A 19,836-nucleotide genomic window follows, 5' to 3' on the forward strand; every position below is an offset into this window, starting at 1 on the left:
CCGGGCTCAGGCCTTCGCCAAAGCGGCGGATACCTGGGCCCGGGATTCGACCTGCAGCTTGCGCAGGATATTCGACACATGGAAGCGCACGGTCGCCTGGGAGACGAAGAGCTCCCGGGCGATCGCCGGGTTGCCCAGCCCTGCGGCGATCAACTTGGCCACCTGGCGTTCCCGCTCGGTCAGCAGGCTCAGCTGCAGCTGGGCCACATCCCCGGACTGCGCCGTGATCCGCCGGCGCAGTTCGCCCACCCGATCGATATAGCCATAGGCTCTGATTCGGTCCAGTTCGCTCAGCGACTCCAATACCGCGTCCTCGGCCCGTTTGTAATCGCCCAGGCCCGCCAGGAACTCCGCCTGGTCGGCCAGGGTCAGCGCCCGCGGCAGCGGATAGGTCCGCACCTCCAGGGCGCGCGCATAGGCGGCAGCGGCGTCCGATTCAAGACCCCTGGCCTGTGCCAGCCTGGCCTGCAGCCAGTCCAGGGTGCCCCAGTACTCGAACCAGCCCGAGCCGCGCAGCCCGGACAGCCGCCCGATCAGTTCGGCGGCCTCGGCCACGCGCCCCAGGTCAAGCAGCGCATGGGCGCGGTAGCCCAGATAGCCGCGCCGGGAGTTGTGCGAGGTGAGCAGGGCCGGATCCGCGGTCGCGGCCAGCGCGGCCTCGGGGTCGCCTGCCACTCTGGCCGCCTCACAAGCGGCGATGATGGGCGTGTCGTGGCCGAAGGACTGCCAGTCCATCTCCACCAAGCGCTCGGTCCCGCGCAGGAAGCCGGCGGCCTCGCCGGAGCCGGTGATGCTCGCGTGCAGGGCGCGCAGCGCCGCTGCGGTCAGCCTCGTCTCGATGTCCAACAGGACCTCGAAGACATTCATGAAGGTCTCCAAGCGGTCCAGCGCAGCACCGTACTCCCCCAGCAGGATCTGCGCGTCGACGTAGAGCAGATAGGGCGCGCCCGCGCCCCAGGGCAGGCCCACCGTGTCCATCAGGGTCAGCGCCTGCTCCATCAGATCCCGCGCCTGAACCACCTGATCGCTGAACAACTGCGCCGAGGCCAGGGGCACCAGGCAGTCCGTCTTCAGGGGTGTGTCCGGCAGTGCGGCGGTCAGCTCCAGCAGCCGCGGGAGCGCGGCCATAATGCCGGGCACGTCATTGGCTCGGTAGACGGCGACGATCGTATAGCAGTCGACCACGGCGGAGAACTCCCGCGGGGTGACCATCCAGTGCAGCAGCGGATCCGCCACCTGCGCGGGGTCGCTGGGAGCCCTCTCGAAGATGCCTCTGACCAGCGGCACCATGGGCAGCAGGATGTTCGGCCCGTCGGGCGAGCGCAGGGTCATCATCGCCAGCAGGAAGGCCATGAACGACTGGATCGTGCGCTCGTCGGGGTCCTCGGTCGGCGCCTGCAGGACCGCCAGCGCCCGCTGCTGCGGAAACTCCTGATCGACCAGGTAGGCGCGCAGCATGAGAACGAGGAATTCCCGCAGAATGGACTGCGGCAAAGCTTCGAGTTCGCCCAGCAGGTCCAGGCACGCATAGCAGCTCTTCGCCTTGGTGTGGATGAGCGCCAGGCGGGTGATGAGGACACCGCGCCTGACGGGATCGTCGGTCAAGTCCAGGGCCAGGCGCAGCACCTCGATGGCGGACTCCGGCCGGCCGCGTTCCAGCGCCGCCGTCGTGCAGTATTCAATATCGCGGCCCAGTTCCTCGTCCCAGGCCGAGGCCCCGCGCAGGCGGTGCACCACGGCGGCGTGGCCGTCGCTGACCTGGGCCAGAGCGCGGTGCACGGCGGCGGCGCGCTCCCGTGGCACGGCCTGCCGCACCGCGTCCGCGACCAGGGCGTGGCGCGGCGCCAGGGTGGCGCCGAACCCGGCCTCGACGATGATCCCCGCCGCCAGGGCCCGCTCGAGCGCTACGGTGACCCAGTCGGCCGGTTCCGTGTCCGGCCTGCCGTCCTCGGTGTCGATCCCGGGGTCGGTGGCGGCGCGCACGGCGGCCTGGCGCAGCCGCTCGGCGGGGACCTCGGTGCCGGCCAGGCAGACCAGTTCGCCGATCAGCCGCGCGGCTGAGTCGGCCGCCCGGTATTCGGCGGTGAGGGGGTTCCTGGCGTCCAGGTTCCGGCGGATCGGCAGGTCCCACACCAGGTGCAGGCGGGAGACCTCATCGGGGGTCAGGCGGGAGAACAGCCCGTCGATGCCCAGGAAGGATCCGCCGGTGGCCCGGCACAGGTCCGCGGCGTTGCGGCGGGCGATGCGCACGGCGAAGCGGTCCAGTGCCAGGGCCTGGACCTCGTCGGGGGTCAGCGGTTCGACGTGCAGCACCCGGCCCGTTCCGCCGGATGCGGTGGCCAGCAGGAAGGAGCCCAGGCTGGAATCGGCGTGGGGTGTGCGGATGCCGATGGCCACCAGCACGCCGGGGCGCATCATCCGGGGCAGGGCGTAGCGCAGCACCCGTTCGGATTCCGCGTCGAGCCATTGGGCGTCGTCGATCACCAGCAGTCGGGCGCCGGTGTCGACCTTGGCCTGCAGGGCGCGCAGGCAGTGCCTGGCCACGGCCACCGGCTGGGGCAGGTCCTCGGCGTCGAAGATCGCATCGGCCTGGCCCAGGCTGCTGAGCAGTCGTTCGATGTAGGCGAAGGGGATGGACTGTTCGTCGTGGGCGGCGATGGTGCGGTGGACCCGCCAGGTGTCGTGGGCGCGGGCCTTCTCCACCAGCCGCCCCAGGGTCACGGTCTTGCCCATTCCGGACGGACCGTCGACGACGAACAGATGTGCCCTGCCCGCATTCGCTGCGGACAGGGCATCATCGAGTGCTGCTTCCCGGTGCGCTGTGGGACTACGCATGGATATTCCTTTTTCAGTGCAGGTAGTTCACCTCACATACTACGGGCATCCTGAGCAATCTCCTATGGCATTTTCCGACCGGTCAGCGCACCGTTGCGATCACTGCTCCGCTTTGATCAGATCGGAGGCCTTCTCCCCGATCAGCATGCATGTGATGTTCGGGTTGACGGCGGTCAGCTGCGGCATCACCGAGGCGTCGACCACGCGCAGGCCCGCCACGCCCTTGACCTTGAGATCCGGGGTCAACGGTGCCATCGGATCGTCGGCGGCACCCATCTTGCAGGTGCCGGCCGGGTGGTAGACGGTGTTGTGGGTCTTGGACACGTATTCGGCGATGTCCTCGTCCGACTGCGTCTGGACCCCGGGGAACAGTTCCCGCCCGGCGTACTGCGCCATCGCCGGTTCGGCTATGATCTTGCGCGCCAGTTTGATGCCCTCGACGGCGATCCGCATATCGTAGCCCTCGGGATCGGTGAAGTACTTCGGATCCACCATCGGCTTGTCGCGGTAGTCGATCGAGCGCAGCCGGACCGTGCCCGTGGACTTCGCATGGGTGATGTTGGGCGTCAGCGCGAAGGCCTCTTCCGCACTCGGGTAGCCGTAGCGGCGGGTGTGCATATCGAAGGGCACGCAGCCGTAGTGCATCATCAGGTCCGGCAGTCCGGTGCCGTCTGCGCCGTCCTGGTCGACCTTCGTGAAGATGCCGATCTCCCACCACTGGGTGGCGTCCCTGGTCATCGGGACCTGGGACTCCCAGGAGATCACCGCTTCGGGGTGATCGCGCAGGTTCGAGCCCACCCCGGGCGCATCGACCAGCACGTCCAGGCCCAGTTCGCCCAGGTGATCGGCAGGGCCGATCCCGGAGAGCATGAGCAGCTGCGGGGTGCCGATGGCACCGGCGGACAGGATGACCTCGCGGGTGGCGTGCAAGCGGGACGAGCGGTGGAAGGGGTTGTCCACGAACTCGACGCCGGTGGCGCGCGGGCCCTCGGGTCCCTGTTCGAAGATCAGCCGGGTGACCTGGCGATCGGTCAGGATGTCCAGATTCTCCCGGTCCAGGATCGGGTGCAGATAGGACACCGAGGATGAGGCGCGGGTGCCGTCGGCCTTCGAGTTGATCTGGAAGAAGTTCGCGCCGTGGCTGACCGTGCGTCCCTCGTTGAACAGCTCACGCGGGATCCCGGCTTCTTCGCAGGCGTCCAGCACCGCAACGCCCACCTGGTCCTCCGGCGGAACCGACATGAGTTCGACGGGGCCGTCGTGGCCATGGCCCTCGCCCGGACGGTCATTGGACTCCAGGCGCTTGAGCAGGGGCCTGACCTCGGCGGCCGACCAGCCGGTGCAGCCCAGGGACTCCCAGTAGTCCAGGTCCTCGGCCGGGGTGTGGAAGGCGATGCAGGAGTTGTGCGATGAACACCCTCCCAGCACCTTCGCGCGGGCGTGGCGCATGAAGGAGTTGCCGTTGGTCTGCGGTTCGATCGGGTAGTCCCAATCGAAGCCGGACTCCAGGAGTTCGGGCCAGCGGTTCAGGGTCAGCACCTCGGCCTTGTCCACATCCGTGGGGCCGGCTTCGAGCAGGGCGACGGTGATGTTCGGATCCTCGCTGAGCCGGGCCGCCACCGCGGCACCCGACGAGCCGCCACCGATCACGATGTAGTCGTATGAGTCGCGCGAGTCGTTGGTCTCAGTCATATGTCACTCTCCGTTCTGCTGCGGGAACCAACCGCTCACGGCCGGTTCGGTGTTCTCGTAAATGTGCTTGGCCTCGACGTATTCGCCCAGGCCGCTGGGCCCCAGCTCCCGGCCGATGCCCGAGTTCTTGAAACCGCCCCATTCGGCCTGCGGCACATAGGGGTGGTAGTCGTTGATCCAGATCGTGCCGTGGCGCAGGGCCCGCGACACCCGGTTCGCCGTCCCGGAATCCGAGGTCCACACGGCACCGGCCAGACCGTATTCGGTGTGGTTGGCGATCTCGACGGCCTCGGCCTCCGTGGAGAAGGTCTCGACCGTGATGACCGGGCCGAAGCCCTCCTCGACCACTGCGGGATTGTCCCAATCGCACTGATCGAGCACGGTCGGCGTGTAGAAGAAGCCGTCCTTGAGTTCGTCGCCGCCCCAGGATCCGCCCACGCGCAGGCGGGCGCCGGCGGCCACGCCGCGCTCCACATAGTCGGTGACCTTGTTCCGGTGTGCCTCGGAGATCAGCGGGCCGGTCTGCGCGGCCTCGTCGAAGGGCCCACCCAGGCGGATGTCCGCGGCCCTGCGGACCAGTTCGTCGACGAAGCGCTCGGCGATCGTGTCCTGCACGATCAACCGGGTGCCGGCCGAACACACCAGGCCGGAGTCCAGGAAGCCCGCGTTGAGCGCATTGTCCACCGCCGCGTCGAAGTCGGCATCGGCGAAGACCACGTTCGGGTTCTTCCCGCCCAGCTCCAGCGCGACCTTCTTGATGGTCTGCGCCGCCGACTGGGCGATCGTGCGCCCGGTGACCAGCCCACCGGTGAACGACACCAGGTCCACATCCGGGTGGCTGGACAGGGGCGCGCCCGCGGTGGCGCCGGCGCCGAGCACCAGGTTGCCGACACCGGCGGGCAGGCCCAGCTTGTCGAGCACGTCCATGATGAGGATCGCGGTGTGCGGGGTCAGCTCCGCCGGTTTGAGGATGAAGGTATCACCGGCGGCGATGGCCGGGGCGATCTTCCAGGAGGCCTGCAGCAGCGGGAAGTTCCACGGGGTGATCATCCCGCACACGCCCACCGGCTCGTTGACGACCCGGGAGATCACCGTGGGATCGCCCGTGTCGACCAGCCGGCCCGGATGCTGATCGGCGATCTTGCCGAAGAACCGGAAGCAGCCCATGATGTCGTCCATATCGCCTTCGGCCTCGACCAGGCGCTTACCGGTGTCCAGGGCCTCGGCACGGGCGAATTCGTCCTTGCGCTCCTTCATCGCATCCGCGACCGCCAGCAGCAGGTCGCCGCGCTGGGCGGCCGGCGTGGCCGACCACTGGCCTGCGTCGAAGGCCCGCCGGGCGGCGGCGATGGCGCGTTCGGTATCCGCCGCCGAGGCCTCGGACACCACGCCGACCGTGGAACCATCCGCGGGGCAGTGGATGGTGCGCGTCGCCCCGTCGGCCGCCGGCACCCATGCGCCGTCGATGTACAGCGTCGCCACGCCGTTAGTCTGCTCAGTCATCGTTCTCCTTCTTCGGGTTCCGTCCCATTCGAGTTCTCCTTCGAGCGCCGGGCAGCGGGCTCGGTCTCTGTGAGTAGTTGGCGGGGGTTCACGGGCCGGGCGGCTGCCCGCCGGTCCCCCGTGCCCCCGAGGTCCTCCGGCTGCGGCGGGCGCGGGCCGGCGGCCGGTTCCAGGGCGTCCTTGGCCTCGACGATCGACTCCGCGACCTGGTCGGCCAGGTTCTCCGCCTCGATCTGATCGACGTCGTCCCACTGTTCGGGCGCCGGGCCGTCGATCGGGCCGGTGTCCGATGCGCTGTCGAGGCTGGACAGGTACATCACCCTGGCGTCGTAGCCATCGAGCACATCGGAGATGATCTGCTCCTTCGTGTAGCCCATGATGTCCCGGCCCCGCGAACCGGTGGAGGAGAACACCTCGAGCTTGAAGTACACATCGTTGACCGTGCGCACGTTGACCGCGAAGCTGGGCACCGGATAGGCCACGGGGTATGCCTCGTATTTGAAGTGCTCGCCGTTGCTGAAGGTGACCACCAGGTCGGTGTACGGGATCGGATAATCCGGATGCTCGCCGCGCTCACAGCTGACATCGGCGCCGTTGCGCTCCATTTCGGCGGCGACCTCTTCCAGGGCGGGTGCGGCCACGGTCTCCACGAAGCGCTTGGCCTGGGCTGCCGAGGTGTAGTTCATCCGCCGGCCCAGGCGCTGGCGCCAGTTCCGGCGTGGGTCGCGACCGGCGTCGGCCCGCGAGGACAGGATGTCCGGCAGCGATTCCGCCCTGGCGTCGAGCACCATGCGCTCGCGCCGCAACACCTTGTACAGGCTGTACATGACGAGGTACACGAGAATCGACAGCGGCAGGCCCACCATCACGGTGGCCGCCTGCAGAGTGTAAACGCCGTCGATGAACAGCATCGACAGTGTCAGGCCGCCGGTGATGACCGCCCACACGATGCGCAGCCAGCGGGGGCCGTCATCATCGGTCGACAACGACTTCGACGTCATATTCGCCATCACCAACGAACCGGAATCGGCAGATGTCACGTAGAAGAACAGCCCGGTGATGACCGCCAGCGCGATCGTGAAGGTGGAGCCCGGATACTGTTCGAGCAGCGTGAAGAAACCGGATTCGGGCAGGTTGATCGCCTGATCCAGGAAGCCCCCGTCGCTGTTCGGGTCGCGGAAGAAGCTCAGCGCGGCATTGCCGAAGATCGACACCCACAGCATGATGAAGGCGAACGGGATGAGCAGCACGCCGATGACGAACTGGCGCAGGGTGCGCCCGCGGGAGATCCGGGCCAGGAACAGGCTGACGAAAGGCGCCCAGGCGATCCACCAGGCCCAGAAGAACAGGGTCCAGTCCTTCATCCACTGTTCGGCCGGGTAGCCCTCCGTCCCGCTGGTCTGGGCGAAGGTATTCATCATCATCGAGGCGAAGCCGGCGAAGAAGTCGCCCACGTTCTGCACCAGGGCATTCAGCAATTCGTGGGTGTTGCCGGAGAACAGCACCCACAGCATGAGGGCCACGGCCAGGTAGACGTTGAGTTCCGACAGCCGTCGGATGCCCTTGTCCACGCCGGAGACGGTGGACAGGATCGTGATGAACACGGCCAGAGCCATCAGGGCGATCTGCACGCCGATGGACTGCGGGATCCCGAAGATCGCCGACAGGCCGTAGTTGAGGAAGACCACGCCGATGCCCAGGGACACGGAGATGCCGAAGACGGTGCCGATGGTCGAGGCGATTTCGGCCACATGGCCAACGGTGCCCTTGACGCGCTTGCCGAAGATGGGGGCCAGGGCCGAACGGATGCTCAGGGGCAGGTGATAGCGGTAGGCGAACAGGCCGAAGGCCATGCCCATCAGCGCGTACATCGCCCAGCCGGGGATGCCGTAGTGGAATACCGTCCACACCGGTGCCCACTTGGCCGCGGCATCGGACTCCGGCGCCACGTCCGGCGGGGTCAGGTAGTTCGTGGCGGGTCCGGAGATGCCGAAGAACATGAGGTCCACGCCGATGCCGGCGGCGAACAGCATCGCCGACCAGGTGAACATATTGAAGTGGGGACGGGAGTGGTCGGGGCCCAGCCGGGTCCGTCCCACCCGGGAGCAGGCGACGACGATGACGAAGACCACGACGATGCTGGCCGTGAGTACGTAGTACCAGCCGAAGTTCGTGGCGACCCAGTCCATCGCACCGAAGATCACGGTCTCCGCCTGTTCGGGCAGGAGCATCGCCCACAGGGCGAAGGCGACCATGATGACCGCCGCCCCAATGAAGACCGGCCAGTTGACGGCAGAGGTGCCCGATGAGGGCTTGGCTCCGTCCTCTTGGTCCTCTTGCGGTCCGGGCCTCTGAGAACTCGGGGCTGCTTCTGTCAAAACACGGCCTACTTCCTTATGGACGACGAGTCGATTACATCAAGTTGCCTTCACAAGTCCCCTTCATCCTATGGGGCACCCCCTGAGGTTCGCCAGCCACGCCCCCTACTTTACCTACCGGATGGTAAAGTGTCGAAGTATGAGTTCCGCGCATCCGACCGACACCCGTCGGCGCATCCTCCAGGCCGCCAAGCAGATCGCCCAGGACAACCGTTCAATTCAGGGCGTGACCATCTCGCTGGAGGCCGTGGCCAAGCGTGCCGGGCTGACCAAACCGGGACTGCTGTACCACTTCCCGACTAAAGAGGCCCTGATCACCGGCCTGGTCGACGCGGCCGCGGCGAACTGGGCGCAGATGATCTCCGCCGCCTGTACGCAAGCCGCGGTGGAGGCCTCGAACGGGACGGGGGATTCTGGCTGCGCCGGAGCACCGGGACACGATCCGGAGCCGGCGGGGGAACCCGCGGACTTCAGCGTATTCGCCCGATACCGCGGCTATGTGCGGGTCGCGACCTCGGCCCGGGTGTCGCGAGCCGACTACTGGATCTTCGCCGATGCCCTCTATCACCCAGCACTGTCACATGTCTGGCACGACCGGCTGAACCCCTGGTTCTCCACGGCCGGGGTGTCCGCCGCCGCCCGGGCATGGCTCACCACCGCGCGCTTCTGCGCCGACGGCGCGTGGATGTCCGAGGCCACCGGCATGTTCCCCGCGGCGGAACTCGACTCCGTGCGCTCCCACGCTTTGGAGCTGGTGGATCGTGCACGGGCAGCGGAGGACGAGCACGGCTGATGAAGTCCTGGCTGTTCCTGTGCGCGGCGATCGCCGCCGAAGTCGTCGGCACCCTGGCACTGCGGGCCAGCTCCGAGCACGCCGCCTGGATCGCGCTGGTCATCGTCGCCTATGTCCTGGCGTTCACGCTCATCGCCCGGAGCCTGCGCACCGGCCTCGGGCTCACCGTCGTATACGGAACGTGGGCGGCGGCCGGGGTTGTGCTCGTCGCCCTGCTGAGCACCGTCGTATTCGCAGAGTCCCTCAGCCCACCGGCCATGGTTGGAATCGGGCTGACAGTCGTGGGCGTCGTCCTGGTGGAAACCGGATCCGGCGAATCCGAAACCAAGGACTGGGAGACCGCGCTCGACGACGTGGTCGATGACATGGTCGATCTCAGCACCGATCTCGGTGCCGATTTCAGTGCTGATCATGGTGCTGCGAGCGGTGATGAGAACCACAGGCGGGAGGGAACATGAGCTGGGTCTGGCTACTCGCCTCGGTCTGCTGCGAGGTCGCGGCGACACTGGGCCTGCGCATCGGCCAGGATGGTGACAAGCGCCGCAGCAAGTGGCGGTTCATACCGATCGGCCTGGGCTACGCCGCGGCCTTCGGCTGCCTCCGGCTGACCCTGGACGCCGGGATGCCCTTGGGCGTGGCCTACGGAATGTGGTCGGCCCTGGGCATCGTCAGCGTCGCACTGCTCTCACGCCTGATCTGGCGTGATCCCCTGACCCGCCGCATGCTGGCAGGAATCGGCCTGATCATCTGCGGCGTGGTGATGGTGGAGCTGGGCTGACCGCCGACCTCAGCGCGCGGACTTGGACTTGCCCTCGACCAGCAGGGCTCCGGCGATCGCGGCGAGCCAGGCGTTATGGGATACGGAGACGCCATCGCCGGCGGGGCGCACGCCGTCGTCCTTGGTGAAGTCCTCGGTGCGGAAGTACATGGTCAGCATGCCGGCGCTGAAGATCGCCAGGCCGGCACCGGCCACCCGGTTGGGCACGAACGGGGCGAGCAGCGCACCGCCCACGGCGATCTCACCGGCGGCCAACAGCTTGCCGAAGGCCTTGTCATCGAGCTGGTCCAGGAAGGGGAAGCCCTTGGCGGCCATGCCCTTGAGGAAGCCGGCGCTGCCGTCGTCCAGGCTGAGCTTCTCGATTCCGGCGTTGAGGATGGAGGCCCCGGACAGGCCTCGGAGGATTGCGGTGCTCAAGCGATGCGACATATTTCGACCTTCCGATCGGCAGGGTGGGATTGAGTCGCGCGCCCGCGGGCGCGTACCCGTCCACTGTAATCGGGTAGCCGGTCACGTGGTGCGAAGGGGCTACCGGGGCCCGTGTGCGAGTAGCCACACCACAGGACCGCACCCGGCCGGCCGGGCTGCGACTCATTTGCCCTGGAGCGCGCTCAAAGTCCTAGGCTCGGGGACATGACGAGGACTCAGGACCGCGGGAGGGCAGCCCACCACGGCACAGCGGATGAAGCCCCATCCGTGCCGCAGGCACTGGCAGAGGCCCTATCGCGCAGGGCACGGACCGAGGCATTCGACATCCCGGCCGATGCGCGGCTGACGGTGGCGCAGGTGTGCGAGCTGCTCGACATCGGCCAGCACACCCTGCGCTACTACGAGCGGCAGGGCCTGGTGCACGTGCCGCGCGACGCGGCGGGTCACCGCGAATACGGCCCCGCGCAGCTCCGCCGCGTCGAGTTCCTCAAGCGCATGCGGACATCCGGAATGTCGATGTCCAGGCTTGCACAGTACATCGCCCTGGTGGAACAGGGCGACGATACGGTGCCCCAGCGCCTTGCGCTCATGCGCGAACACCGCGAGTCGATCATCGCCCGCCTGCAGGAGATCCAGGTGGCGCTGGCCGCCACCGATTACAAGATCGAGACGTATGGCGGAATGCTGGGCGATGCGTCATGATCGCACACCAGAACCCCATGATTGGAAGGACAACGATGACCACCACTTCGATTCCCCGCCCGATACTCGGAGCGGGCGCAGCCGCCTTGGAAGTCTCGCCCATCGGATTCGGGTGCATGGCCTTGACCCACATCTACGGGGGCGGTGTCGCCGACGACGCTGCGCGTGCCACCCTGGATGCCGCCATCGACGCCGGCATCACACTGCTCGACACGGCCGATGTCTACGGTGAACCACGTGCCGGGCACAGGGGAGGCCCGGCCGGCACGAACGAGGAGATGCTGGCACCGCTGCTGGCCCGCCGGCGCGACGATGTGCAGCTGGCCACGAAGTTCGGCATCACAGGACTGTCCGTCGCAGCGCCGAATGCAGGTGGGGAGGTCCCGCGCACCGCCGGCAACAGCACGGACGGACGACCCGAATACGCACGCCGGGCCGTCGAGGCCTCGCTGGCCCGCCTGGGTGTGGAGACCATCGATCTGTACTATCTGCACCGCCCCGACCCCACAGTGCCCATCGAGGAAACGGTCGGCGCGATGGCCGAGCTGGTGGCCCAGGGCAAGGTGCGCCGTCTGGGCCTGTCCGAGGTCACCGCGGATGAGCTGCGGCGGGCCCACGCCGTCCACCCCATCACCGCCGTGCAGTCCGAGTGGAGTCTGTGGTCGCGCGATGTGGAGGCGCACATCCTGCCCGCCTGTGCCGAGCTGGGCGTGGGGTTCGTGCCCTACAGCCCGCTGGGGCGCGGCTTCCTGACCGGCACGCTGACGCGCGAGGCCGTGGCCAAGGACTTCCGCGGCGGCACGGCCCGGATGGGTGCGGCCTGGGACGCCAATCAGGCGGCGCTGGCCGTGGTGAAGGAGGTCGCCGGCGAAATCCCTCAGGTCTGCGGCGCTTCCGGCGCTTCCGCCGGCCAGGGCTCGGCCACCCAGTCCCAGGTCGCTCTGGCCTGGCTCAAGGCGAAGGGGCACCGGTTCGGAGTCGCCACGGTGCCGATCCCGGGATCGCGGAGGGCGGCCCGGATGGTCGAGAACCTGGCCGGCGCCGCAATCGACCTGACCGACGACCAGATCGCACGGCTGGACACCGTGGCGGGCCTGGTCACCGGCACCCGCAATATCAACGACAATCCGCAATGGATCAGTTCCGGCCGGGAATAGGGGCGTAGATTCTCCCTATGGATTTCTGTGCTGTATGCGGGTACGACTTCAACGCGATCACTGCGGACCGGATCGTCCCTCGAATCCGAACGGGAGTCTCAGAAATCTGCGAGATCCTCGATCCGGGAGCAGCGTTGGCCGACTCCTCGAGATTGACCACACGGCGGGCACCGGATGTCTGGTCGCCTCTGGAATACGCAGCCCATGTCCGCGACCTCCTGCTTCATGACCGGGGGACGATCGCCGCCGCCCTGGCCGAAGACACTCCCACCAGGCAGAGGATGTTCAGCGATCTGCGCGTGGATGCGGGCATGTACGCTCATGAACTCGCCGCAGAGACCGCGCAGGGCCTCCGTGTCGCCACCGGACTCTTCGCAGCTTCCTTCACCGTCTTGTCCCCCTGGCAGCTGGAACGGACCGCAGTGTGTTTCAACGAACCGCACACCCTGTTGTGGGTTGGTGCATTGGCGGTGCACGAGGTCGAGCACCACCTCGGCGACATCTGCGCCCAGTTCTGAAATCGCCCGGCCGACCACCGCGGCGATCCCTACGCCCGGGCGCCGAAGCGGTGCAGCCAGGCGTCTGTCCCGCGCCGGTGCCTGCGCACCACGTCGACGGGGTAGGCGCCCAGTCCCACCCCGGTGCCGATGCCCACGCAGATCGCGGCGGCCTCGGCGAAGGAGGACATGCCCTGGCCCCCTCCCATCAGTTGCAGGATCCCGAAGAACACCGGGATGCCGGGCATCAACGCGCCGGTGAAGCCCATGAGCGCCAGCACTTGTTGCGGATAGCCGGAGCGGACCGCATAGAATGCGGCCAAAGCCCCCAGCACCACCGCGGCCAGGGAGTTCGCCCACAGGGTGGGCAGCCCCGCCCCGATCAGCAGCGCCTGGTTGACCGCACCCGTCACCAGGCCCAGGCCGGCCGCCGGCAGCACCAGTGGCAGTCGGCCGCCATTGGCGAAGGCGTTGGCCACCGCGCCCAGCGCGCAGAACACCAGCACCAGGTACCAGGGGAAGGACGGCAGCTCGTCCAGGCGCGGATGCTCCATGTGCAGCACCTCCCCCAGCATGAAGGTGAAGGCCCCGGCTATCGTCAGGGAAATCACCGCGACCAGCAGGCTCGCAGTGCGCGTCATGGCGGAGACGAAGTCGGAGGCGATCGCATCGGAGACCGCCCCGATGACCTGCGGCAGCGGCACCAGGATCAGCCAGCTCACCGCGATCGCGGCGGCCGCGCCCACCGGGTCGACGAAGCCCACGAGCACCAGGACCGTGGCCAGCGCCCCCGAGGTGCAGCCCTGCACGGCGGTGGCGAAGAGCTTCGGCATGCGCACCGCACCGGTGGCCGCACCCATCAGAGACGAGGCCAACTGCACCAGTGCGGCGGGCACCCAGGCCTGCCAGGAGACCCCCACCTGCATGCTGATGAAGAAGGCCAGCATGGTCAGTCCGCCCATGGACAGCCACCATGGGGTGGCGGACTCACGCAGCCGGTCCACCCTGTCCTTGGCCGCATCCAGGCGCGCTTCGACCGCGAGCTCCGCCGTATCGGCCGAGGTCGCCGCCTGTACCAGCCCCATCGCCACGTCCTGCAGGGCGCGGGCCCTGGTGCAGTCGATCATGTCCAGCCCGCGGGCAGCACCCGACACAGAACTGGTCGACCCGTCGCCGCGCGTCGTATCGATCAGCAGAATCCGCCCGAAGGCGTTGAAACCCAGATTGTCCACGCCCAGCGCCACGGCGGTGCGCCGCACCACCGGCTCGACCTGCGAACTGGTCTGGCCCGATTCCATCAGTCCGTACGCCAGGACGGTGAGGAAGTCCAGACGCCGGCGGATCTGGGAGGCTGTCAGGGCCGGCGGCCGCTCCATCGGGGTCTCCTGCGGTGTCTCCATGAGTCGATGATAGTGCGAGCCCCGGCTCGGTCCGGTCAGTCCGGCAGCTCGGCCCTGCGGTGCAGCCGGCCGACCGCATCGAGCTCGACCACCGCATCGATGCCGATCCGGCGCAGGAACGGATGGTCGTGGCTGATCACCAGCAGCGCGCCGCGATAGGCGTCGAGCGCCTCGGCCAGCTGTTCGACGCTGGCGATGTCCAGATTGTTCGTCGGCTCGTCCAGGATCAGCAGCTGCGCAGGCGGATCGGCCAACAGCAGGCGGGCGATGCACACGCGGAAGCGCTCGCCGCCGGACAGGGTGGACACCGGGCGGTCCACCGTATCCCCGCGCAACAGCAGGCGCGCCAGACGGTTGCGGACCTCGCCGGCGGGCAGATCGGGGGCCACCGCCCTGACATTGTCCATCGCGCTCGCCTCATCGTCGAGCCCGTCGAGGCGCTGCGGCAGGTAGCCCACCCGCTCGGTCAACAGCCGACCGCCGGGACGGCTGGGTGCTTCGCCACCGCGGCGTCCGATTCCGCCTGCCGAGGCTCCTGCGGCCTCCCCCTGCGCCGGATCCGCTGCCGTACCGGCCAGCAGGCGGGCGACCAAAGTCGACTTACCTGTGCCGTTCCCGCCGACCAGGGCCAGGCGCTCCGGCCCCTGCAGCACGACCTCGGTGACCCCGTCCGTCAATTCCAGCAGACGGCGCGAGCGCGGCACCGCCGGATCCGGCAGATCCAGACGGATGTGTTCGTCCTCGCGCACTCGGGCGTCGGCGGCATCGACGGCAGCCTGCGCTGACCGCACCTTGTCCTCGTGCACGGCGCGCAGACCCGCCGCGGAATTCTGCGCCTTACGCGCCAGAGTCCCCGCCACGATCTTCGGCAGGCCGCCCTCGCGCTGGGCCCTCCGACCGGTGCGCTCGCGACGGGCCAGCTTGGTCTGGGATTCGATCTGCTGGCGCTTCTCCACCTTGAGCGCTTGGTCGGCGGTCCGGGCGGCCTGCTCTGCCGCTGCCTGTTCGTTCTCCAGGTGGGCGCGCCAGGCACTGTAGGGTCCGCCGAAGGTCTCCAGCCGACCGTCGTGCAGTTCGGCCGTGACGTCCATGCGTTCGAGCAGTTCGAGGTCGTGGCTGACGACCACCAGGGTGCCGGGCCAGTCGTCGATCAGTCCGGACAGGCGGGCGCGGGCGGAGCGGTCCAGATTGTTCGTCGGCTCATCGAGCAGGGTGATGGGGGTGCCGCGCAGCCGCAGGCCCGTCACGGCGGTGAGCATGGCCTCGCCGCCGGAGAGTTCGACGACCCGGCGGTCCAGTTCGATACCGGGCAGGCCGATCCGCTCCAGGGCAGCGGCGGCGCGGGCCTCGATGTCCCAGTCGTCGCCCACCGCATCGAAGTGTTCCTGGGCCACGTCCCCGGCTTCGATCGCGCGCAGGGCCGCCACGGTTCCGGCCACGCCCAGCAGATCCGCGATGGTGGTCGTGGCCTCCAGGGTCAGGGTCTGCGGCAGATAGCCGACCTCGCCGACCGTGTCGATATGACCTCTGGTGGGAGTCAGGAGGCCGGCGATCAGGCGCAGCAGTGTGGATTTGCCGGATCCGTTGCGCCCCACCAGGCCGGTGCGGCCGGGGGTGAAGGTGCCGGACAGGCCGGTCAGCGCCGGGGTGCCGTCGGGCCAGTCGAAGCTCAGATCGACCAGGGTGATGGAGGGCTTGGCAGGGGTGTGTGAATGATGGGTTGGCATGAAGATACTCGCGTTTCTCCCGGCGAGCGCGGTACAACGCGGCAGGTCCGGGTGTAATCAGTGATGGGGACGTGTGCTCACGCGTTCATCTTCATGCGCACCACCATAGCAGCCCCCACAACCCCACCCACAACGGGTTTGGACTGTTCATTTCAGATTGGACCGGACGTCCGGTCCAATCTGAAATGAACAGTCCAAACTTGTCGGCCCGCCGGGCCCGCTACGCGCTCTGCAGCTCCGTGAGCTCCGCCAGGCCGGCCCTGGCCTCAGCGGCCGCGGCCTGCAGCGCCGCGGGTTCGGCCGGAGTGCGGGGGAAGCCCTCGGGCAGGTCGGCCAGTGCCCGGGCGAACACCCGTGCGCGTTCGCTCCGCCGGAGTTCGACGGGCAGCTCCATCAGCGTCCGGTTGAAATCGTCGTACCAGGCAGACGGGAACACCGTATTGAATCGCCCCGGGGATAATAGAGGCAGGGAGATTGGAAGAAGGAGATTCTCTCGTGCCAGTGAAATACACCGACGAACTCAAGGCTCGCGCCGTCGCGCTCGTCATCCATGCCCGGGCCGATCCCGCAACGGCCAACGGAGCCATCGCCCGCGTTGCCAACGAACTCGGGCTGAGCAAAGAAACCCTGCGAGTCTGGGTGCGTAAACACAAAGACTCCGGCAAGGCCACCCCGGCCGAGTCGGTCGACTTGGAAGCGGAGAACCGCCGGCTGCGGGCTGAGTTGGCTGAAGCGAAGCGGGCCAACGAGATTCTGAAGAGGGCCTCGGCTTTCTTCGCAGCGGAGCTCGACCGCCCATCGAGGTGATCGTCGCCTTCATCGACGACAATCGCTGCGAGTTCGGAGTCGAGCCAATCGTGCGCGCCCTGAAAGGGACTGTGGCACGGATTGCTGTGAGCTCGTATTACGCCTACAAGAAGCGTCAACCATCGGCCAGAGCCCGTCGGGACCACGCACTGATGGTCGTGATCCAGGATGTCTATGAGGCGAACTATTCCTGTTACGGGGTGCGGAAGATGTGGAAGGCGATCAACCGCGAGTACGCCGACCAGTTCGGGCCGGTGGCCCGCTGCACGGTGGAACGGTTGATGCGCCGGTTGGGCATCGACGGGATCCGGCGGAGGCGGAAGCGTCCGAAGACGGCCTCGGCACGTGCTGAGGAGTGCCCGGACGATCTTGTTGAACGTGAGTTCGCGGCAGCGGCCCCGAATTGTTTGTGGGTCGCTGACATCACCTATGTTCCGACGTCTGCTGGGTGGGTGTACACGACGTTCATCCTTGATGTCTTCCACAGGGAGATCGTCGGCTGGCAGGTGACGAACCATATGCGGGAGTCCCTGGCCAGGGACGCACTCACGATGGCTTTGGCTGCGAAATACCGGGCCGGCGAAGATGTCTCCGGGCTCGTCCACCACTCGGATCGCGGGGTGCAGTTCCGGTCGATTCGCTATGGCGAGACCCTGGCGCAGTCCGAGGTCGTGGCGTCGGTGGGGTCACGCGGGGACTCATACGACAACGCCATGGCCGAGGCGCTGAACTCGGTCTACAAGGCAGAGCTGATCGACCGGAGGGTGTGGTCAGGGTTGATCGAGGTGATGGCGGAGACGTCGAAGTGGGTGGCCTGGTACAACCAGACGCGATTGCATTCGGCGATTGACTACCGACCGCCTGTCGAGGTCCATTCTGAATGGATCACCGAGACCGGGACGGAGTCCACGGCCGCTTAGGAAACCAAGAAAAGGAGCCTCTACAAAACCCGGGGCTTGACATTCCTCAAACACCGCACCCGCGCCCAATCCGGGATCACCAGGCCCGCATACGCCAGAACCAACCAGTCCTGGTGGTACACCCACATCCGCACCCGCAGAGCCCACAAACTGCTGGCCAACCTGATCCGCGCCGACCAGTTATTCACCTGGCTGAAACTCGCCGAAGACGGCTACACGATCGCGAAGACGACGAACGCGTTAGAAGGCGGACCGAACAAGGCGATCAAAGACTTCCTACGCCACCACCGTGGCATGTCGATCGACCATGCCAGGCGCGGAGTCGACTGGCTGCTTTACCGGCGCACACAAGCACCTGAAGACCCCTGGATGCTCGTCACACCAGCCCACTGGAGGACCAAAACGACCCGGACAACTGTCAAGCCCGAGACCGGGCGCGAGGAAACCAACCTGCTCTACGGCACCGCCTTCAGCCCCGAAGACGGCAACGGAATCCAACACGGGTGGGGTGGAAGAAGACGCTAGACACGACGACGCTGTACACACATTCTTGCCGCTAACCCTCATGCTCATCCACGATCGCCACGTGACCACATCACACGCCGACACCGGAGAGGTCCTGGCCGAACACACCATCGGCCCCGCCAAGAACTCTACCAGGCACCCATCCGCAAAACCCGATGAACCCCCACCTGAGTCCGGACAGCACGAAGGCCCCGGAGTTTTCACTCCGGAGCCTTCGTGTCATCCCTGTCGCGACTCATCTGTCAACGATGTCGCGACTCAGGACAAACTGCGGAGGATAGGGTGTCCAGCGTCAATACATCGTTGACAGCCTCCCGCCCGGCCGAACCCTCAAGACCGTTGACCGGTGAGTCGCGTCATCGTTGACAATCCAGACCCATGATCGTTGACTCATGAGTCGCGACACCATTGACAGCCACCTGTAGGCCAATATGGGGCATGACCACACACAGCCGAAACCTCGTCATCGCCCGATCCGTCATCGACCAGGGACTCACCCCAGCACAAGCCGCCACCAAATTCGACGTCACCCGCCAATGGGTCCACACACTCGTAAACCGCTACCGCACAGGCGGACCCCAAGCCTTAGAACCCCGCAGCAGAGCACCACACTCCACGCCCCGGGCCACGCCACCAACGATCCGCCACCGGATCATCGAACTGCGTAAAGAACTCACCGACCAAGGCGCCGACGCCGGCCCCCTGACCATCGCCTGGCACCTCGAACACGAAGGCCACCGACCCCCATCCGACTCCACCATCCGCCGCATCCTCCACCAGGCAGAACTCATCACCGACGAACCGAAGAAACGACCCAAAAGCTCCTACACCCGCTTCCAAGCCGACCTACCCAACGAATGCTGGCAATCCGACATAACCCACTGGTACCTCACCGACGGCACCCGCGTCGAAATCCTCGACTTCATCGACGACCACTCCCGCTACCTGCTATCCATCACCGCACGCACAGCCTTCACCGGCGCCGGAGTCGCCACCGAACTCCAACACCTCATCGACGACTACCGCCCACCAGCATCCACCCTGACCGACAACGGACTCGTCTTCACCACCCGACTCGCCCGCCACAAAGGCGGCAAGGGAGGCTTCGAAAAACTCCTCGACGCCCACCACATCAAACAGAAGAACGGCAACCCCGGCCACCCGCAGACCCAGGGCAAGATCGAACGCTTCCACCAAACCCTCAAACGCTGGCTGTCCGCCCGACCCAAACCCGCCACCACCGGCGACCTGCAGAACCAGCTCGACCAGTTCCGCACCTGGTACAACACCGGCAGGCCCCACCGCGCCATCGACAGGCACACACCCGAACAGGCCTACACCGCCCTGCCCAAAGCCAAACCCAACAGCGAACACGACCCCGAATGACGCACCCGCACCGACCGCGTCGACAAAACCGGCCGTGTCACTCTCAGATACGGAGGGAAACTCCGCCACCTCGGCATCGGCAGAGCCCACGCCGGACGACAAGTCCTCATGCTCATCCACGACCGCCACGTCGCCACCTCCGACGCCGAAACCGGAGAGGTCATCGCCGAACACACCATCGATCCCACCAAGGGATACCAGCGTCCCATCCGATAGCCCGGGATGAACCTACACGCGACTCCGGAAATAACAAGAGCCCCGGAGTGAAAACTCCGGGGCTCTCTGTAATCCTTGTCGCGACTCATCT

The 19,836-nt window shown here is 67.1% G+C and carries 17 protein-coding genes and 1 pseudogene; 10 read left to right on the forward strand and 8 right to left on the reverse strand.

Going from position 1 to position 19,836, the window contains the following annotated elements; genetic code table 11:
- Nucleotides 1–6: 6 nt before the first annotated feature.
- The 4 genes from NQ036_RS06380 to betT all read right to left on the reverse strand — a co-directional run bounded on the left by NQ036_RS06380 (nucleotide 7) and on the right by betT (nucleotide 8,408).
- Entirely contained in the window at nucleotides 7–2,835 is a 2,829-nt protein-coding gene (locus tag NQ036_RS06380) for a LuxR family transcriptional regulator (protein WP_257057764.1), read from the reverse strand.
- Nucleotides 2,836–2,934: 99 nt separating this feature from the next.
- Entirely contained in the window at nucleotides 2,935–4,527 is a 1,593-nt protein-coding gene (locus tag NQ036_RS06385; protein ID WP_257048924.1) for a GMC family oxidoreductase, read from the reverse strand.
- A gap of 3 nt (nucleotides 4,528–4,530) precedes the next feature.
- On the reverse strand, nucleotides 4,531–6,030 hold the full coding sequence (locus tag NQ036_RS06390) for an aldehyde dehydrogenase family protein (RefSeq protein ID WP_257048923.1): 1,500 nt from the start codon (nucleotides 6,028–6,030) through the stop codon (nucleotides 4,531–4,533).
- Nucleotides 6,027–8,408 carry a choline BCCT transporter BetT gene (gene betT / locus NQ036_RS06395; protein ID WP_257048922.1) on the reverse strand — a complete coding sequence of 794 codons (2,382 nt, stop codon included), beginning with the start codon at nucleotides 8,406–8,408 and terminating at the stop codon, nucleotides 6,027–6,029. Before betT ends, NQ036_RS06390 begins: the two co-directional genes overlap by 4 nt.
- Before the next feature lie 139 nt (nucleotides 8,409–8,547).
- On the opposite strand from betT, the gene NQ036_RS06405 reads away from it, so the two are divergent.
- The 3 genes from NQ036_RS06405 to NQ036_RS06415 are packed head-to-tail and all read left to right on the forward strand — an operon-like array spanning nucleotide 8,548 to nucleotide 9,979.
- The gene (locus NQ036_RS06405; RefSeq protein WP_306439954.1) at nucleotides 8,548–9,201 is read left to right on the forward strand and encodes a TetR/AcrR family transcriptional regulator; all 654 of its coding nucleotides are present in this window, start codon (nucleotides 8,548–8,550) and stop codon (nucleotides 9,199–9,201) included.
- Nucleotides 9,201–9,659: a multidrug efflux SMR transporter gene (locus NQ036_RS06410; protein ID WP_257057765.1), complete on the forward strand. Its 459-nt coding sequence runs from the start codon at nucleotides 9,201–9,203 to the stop codon at nucleotides 9,657–9,659. Before NQ036_RS06405 ends, NQ036_RS06410 begins: the two co-directional genes overlap by 1 nt.
- On the forward strand, nucleotides 9,656–9,979 hold the full coding sequence (locus tag NQ036_RS06415; RefSeq protein ID WP_257057767.1) for a multidrug efflux SMR transporter: 324 nt from the start codon (nucleotides 9,656–9,658) through the stop codon (nucleotides 9,977–9,979). The genes NQ036_RS06410 and NQ036_RS06415 overlap by 4 nt, the downstream gene beginning before the upstream one ends.
- Nucleotides 9,980–9,988: 9 nt before the next feature.
- Here the strand turns inward: NQ036_RS06415 and NQ036_RS06420 are convergent, their stop codons facing one another.
- Nucleotides 9,989–10,396 carry a hypothetical protein gene (locus NQ036_RS06420; protein ID WP_257057769.1) on the reverse strand — a complete coding sequence of 136 codons (408 nt, stop codon included), beginning with the start codon at nucleotides 10,394–10,396 and terminating at the stop codon, nucleotides 9,989–9,991.
- A 216-nt stretch (nucleotides 10,397–10,612) separates the two neighbouring features.
- Here NQ036_RS06420 and NQ036_RS06425 point away from each other — a divergent pair, with 216 nt between their 5' ends.
- The 3 genes from NQ036_RS06425 (at nucleotide 10,613) to NQ036_RS06435 (ending at nucleotide 12,785) form a co-directional block, all read left to right on the forward strand.
- Nucleotides 10,613–11,110, forward strand: coding sequence for a MerR family transcriptional regulator (locus NQ036_RS06425; protein WP_257057770.1), 498 nt, complete (start codon nucleotides 10,613–10,615; stop codon nucleotides 11,108–11,110).
- 35 nt (nucleotides 11,111–11,145) lie between these two features.
- Nucleotides 11,146–12,267, forward strand: a complete 1,122-nt coding sequence (locus tag NQ036_RS06430) for an aldo/keto reductase (protein WP_257057772.1) — start codon at nucleotides 11,146–11,148, stop codon at nucleotides 12,265–12,267.
- Nucleotides 12,268–12,419: 152 nt separating this feature from the next.
- Nucleotides 12,420–12,785, forward strand: coding sequence for a hypothetical protein (locus NQ036_RS06435; protein WP_257057774.1), 366 nt, complete (start codon nucleotides 12,420–12,422; stop codon nucleotides 12,783–12,785).
- 29 nt (nucleotides 12,786–12,814) lie between these two features.
- Here the strand turns inward: NQ036_RS06435 and NQ036_RS06440 are convergent, their stop codons facing one another.
- From NQ036_RS06440 to NQ036_RS06450, 3 genes are all read right to left on the reverse strand, one after another.
- A complete protein-coding gene (locus NQ036_RS06440) occupies nucleotides 12,815–14,164 on the reverse strand; it encodes a threonine/serine exporter family protein (protein ID WP_257057776.1) in 1,350 nt (449 codons plus the stop codon).
- Between the two features lie 35 nt (nucleotides 14,165–14,199).
- Nucleotides 14,200–15,891 carry an ATP-binding cassette domain-containing protein gene (locus NQ036_RS06445; protein WP_257057779.1) on the reverse strand — a complete coding sequence of 564 codons (1,692 nt, stop codon included), beginning with the start codon at nucleotides 15,889–15,891 and terminating at the stop codon, nucleotides 14,200–14,202.
- Nucleotides 15,892–16,111: 220 nt separating this feature from the next.
- Entirely contained in the window at nucleotides 16,112–16,327 is a 216-nt protein-coding gene (locus tag NQ036_RS06450; protein ID WP_257057782.1) for a hypothetical protein, read from the reverse strand.
- A gap of 59 nt (nucleotides 16,328–16,386) precedes the next feature.
- Between NQ036_RS06450 and NQ036_RS06455 the strand changes: the two genes are divergently transcribed.
- From NQ036_RS06455 to NQ036_RS06470, 4 genes and pseudogenes are all read left to right on the forward strand, one after another.
- Nucleotides 16,387–16,698, forward strand: a complete 312-nt coding sequence (locus NQ036_RS06455; protein WP_257057784.1) for a transposase — start codon at nucleotides 16,387–16,389, stop codon at nucleotides 16,696–16,698.
- Between the two features lie 50 nt (nucleotides 16,699–16,748).
- Nucleotides 16,749–17,618 (forward strand): IS3 family transposase, encoded by an 870-nt coding sequence (locus NQ036_RS06460; RefSeq protein ID WP_257057944.1) that lies wholly within the window; start codon nucleotides 16,749–16,751, stop codon nucleotides 17,616–17,618.
- A gap of 36 nt (nucleotides 17,619–17,654) precedes the next feature.
- Nucleotides 17,655–18,143, forward strand: a complete 489-nt coding sequence (locus NQ036_RS06465; protein ID WP_257057788.1) for a hypothetical protein — start codon at nucleotides 17,655–17,657, stop codon at nucleotides 18,141–18,143.
- 438 nt (nucleotides 18,144–18,581) lie between these two features.
- A pseudogene (locus NQ036_RS06470) lies at nucleotides 18,582–19,745 on the forward strand (IS481 family transposase).
- The last annotated feature ends 91 nt before the right edge of the window (nucleotides 19,746–19,836 follow it).

The organism is Brevibacterium sp. 91QC2O2 (assembly GCF_024580695.1).
GTDB lineage: Bacteria > Actinomycetota > Actinomycetes > Actinomycetales > Brevibacteriaceae > Brevibacterium > Brevibacterium moorei.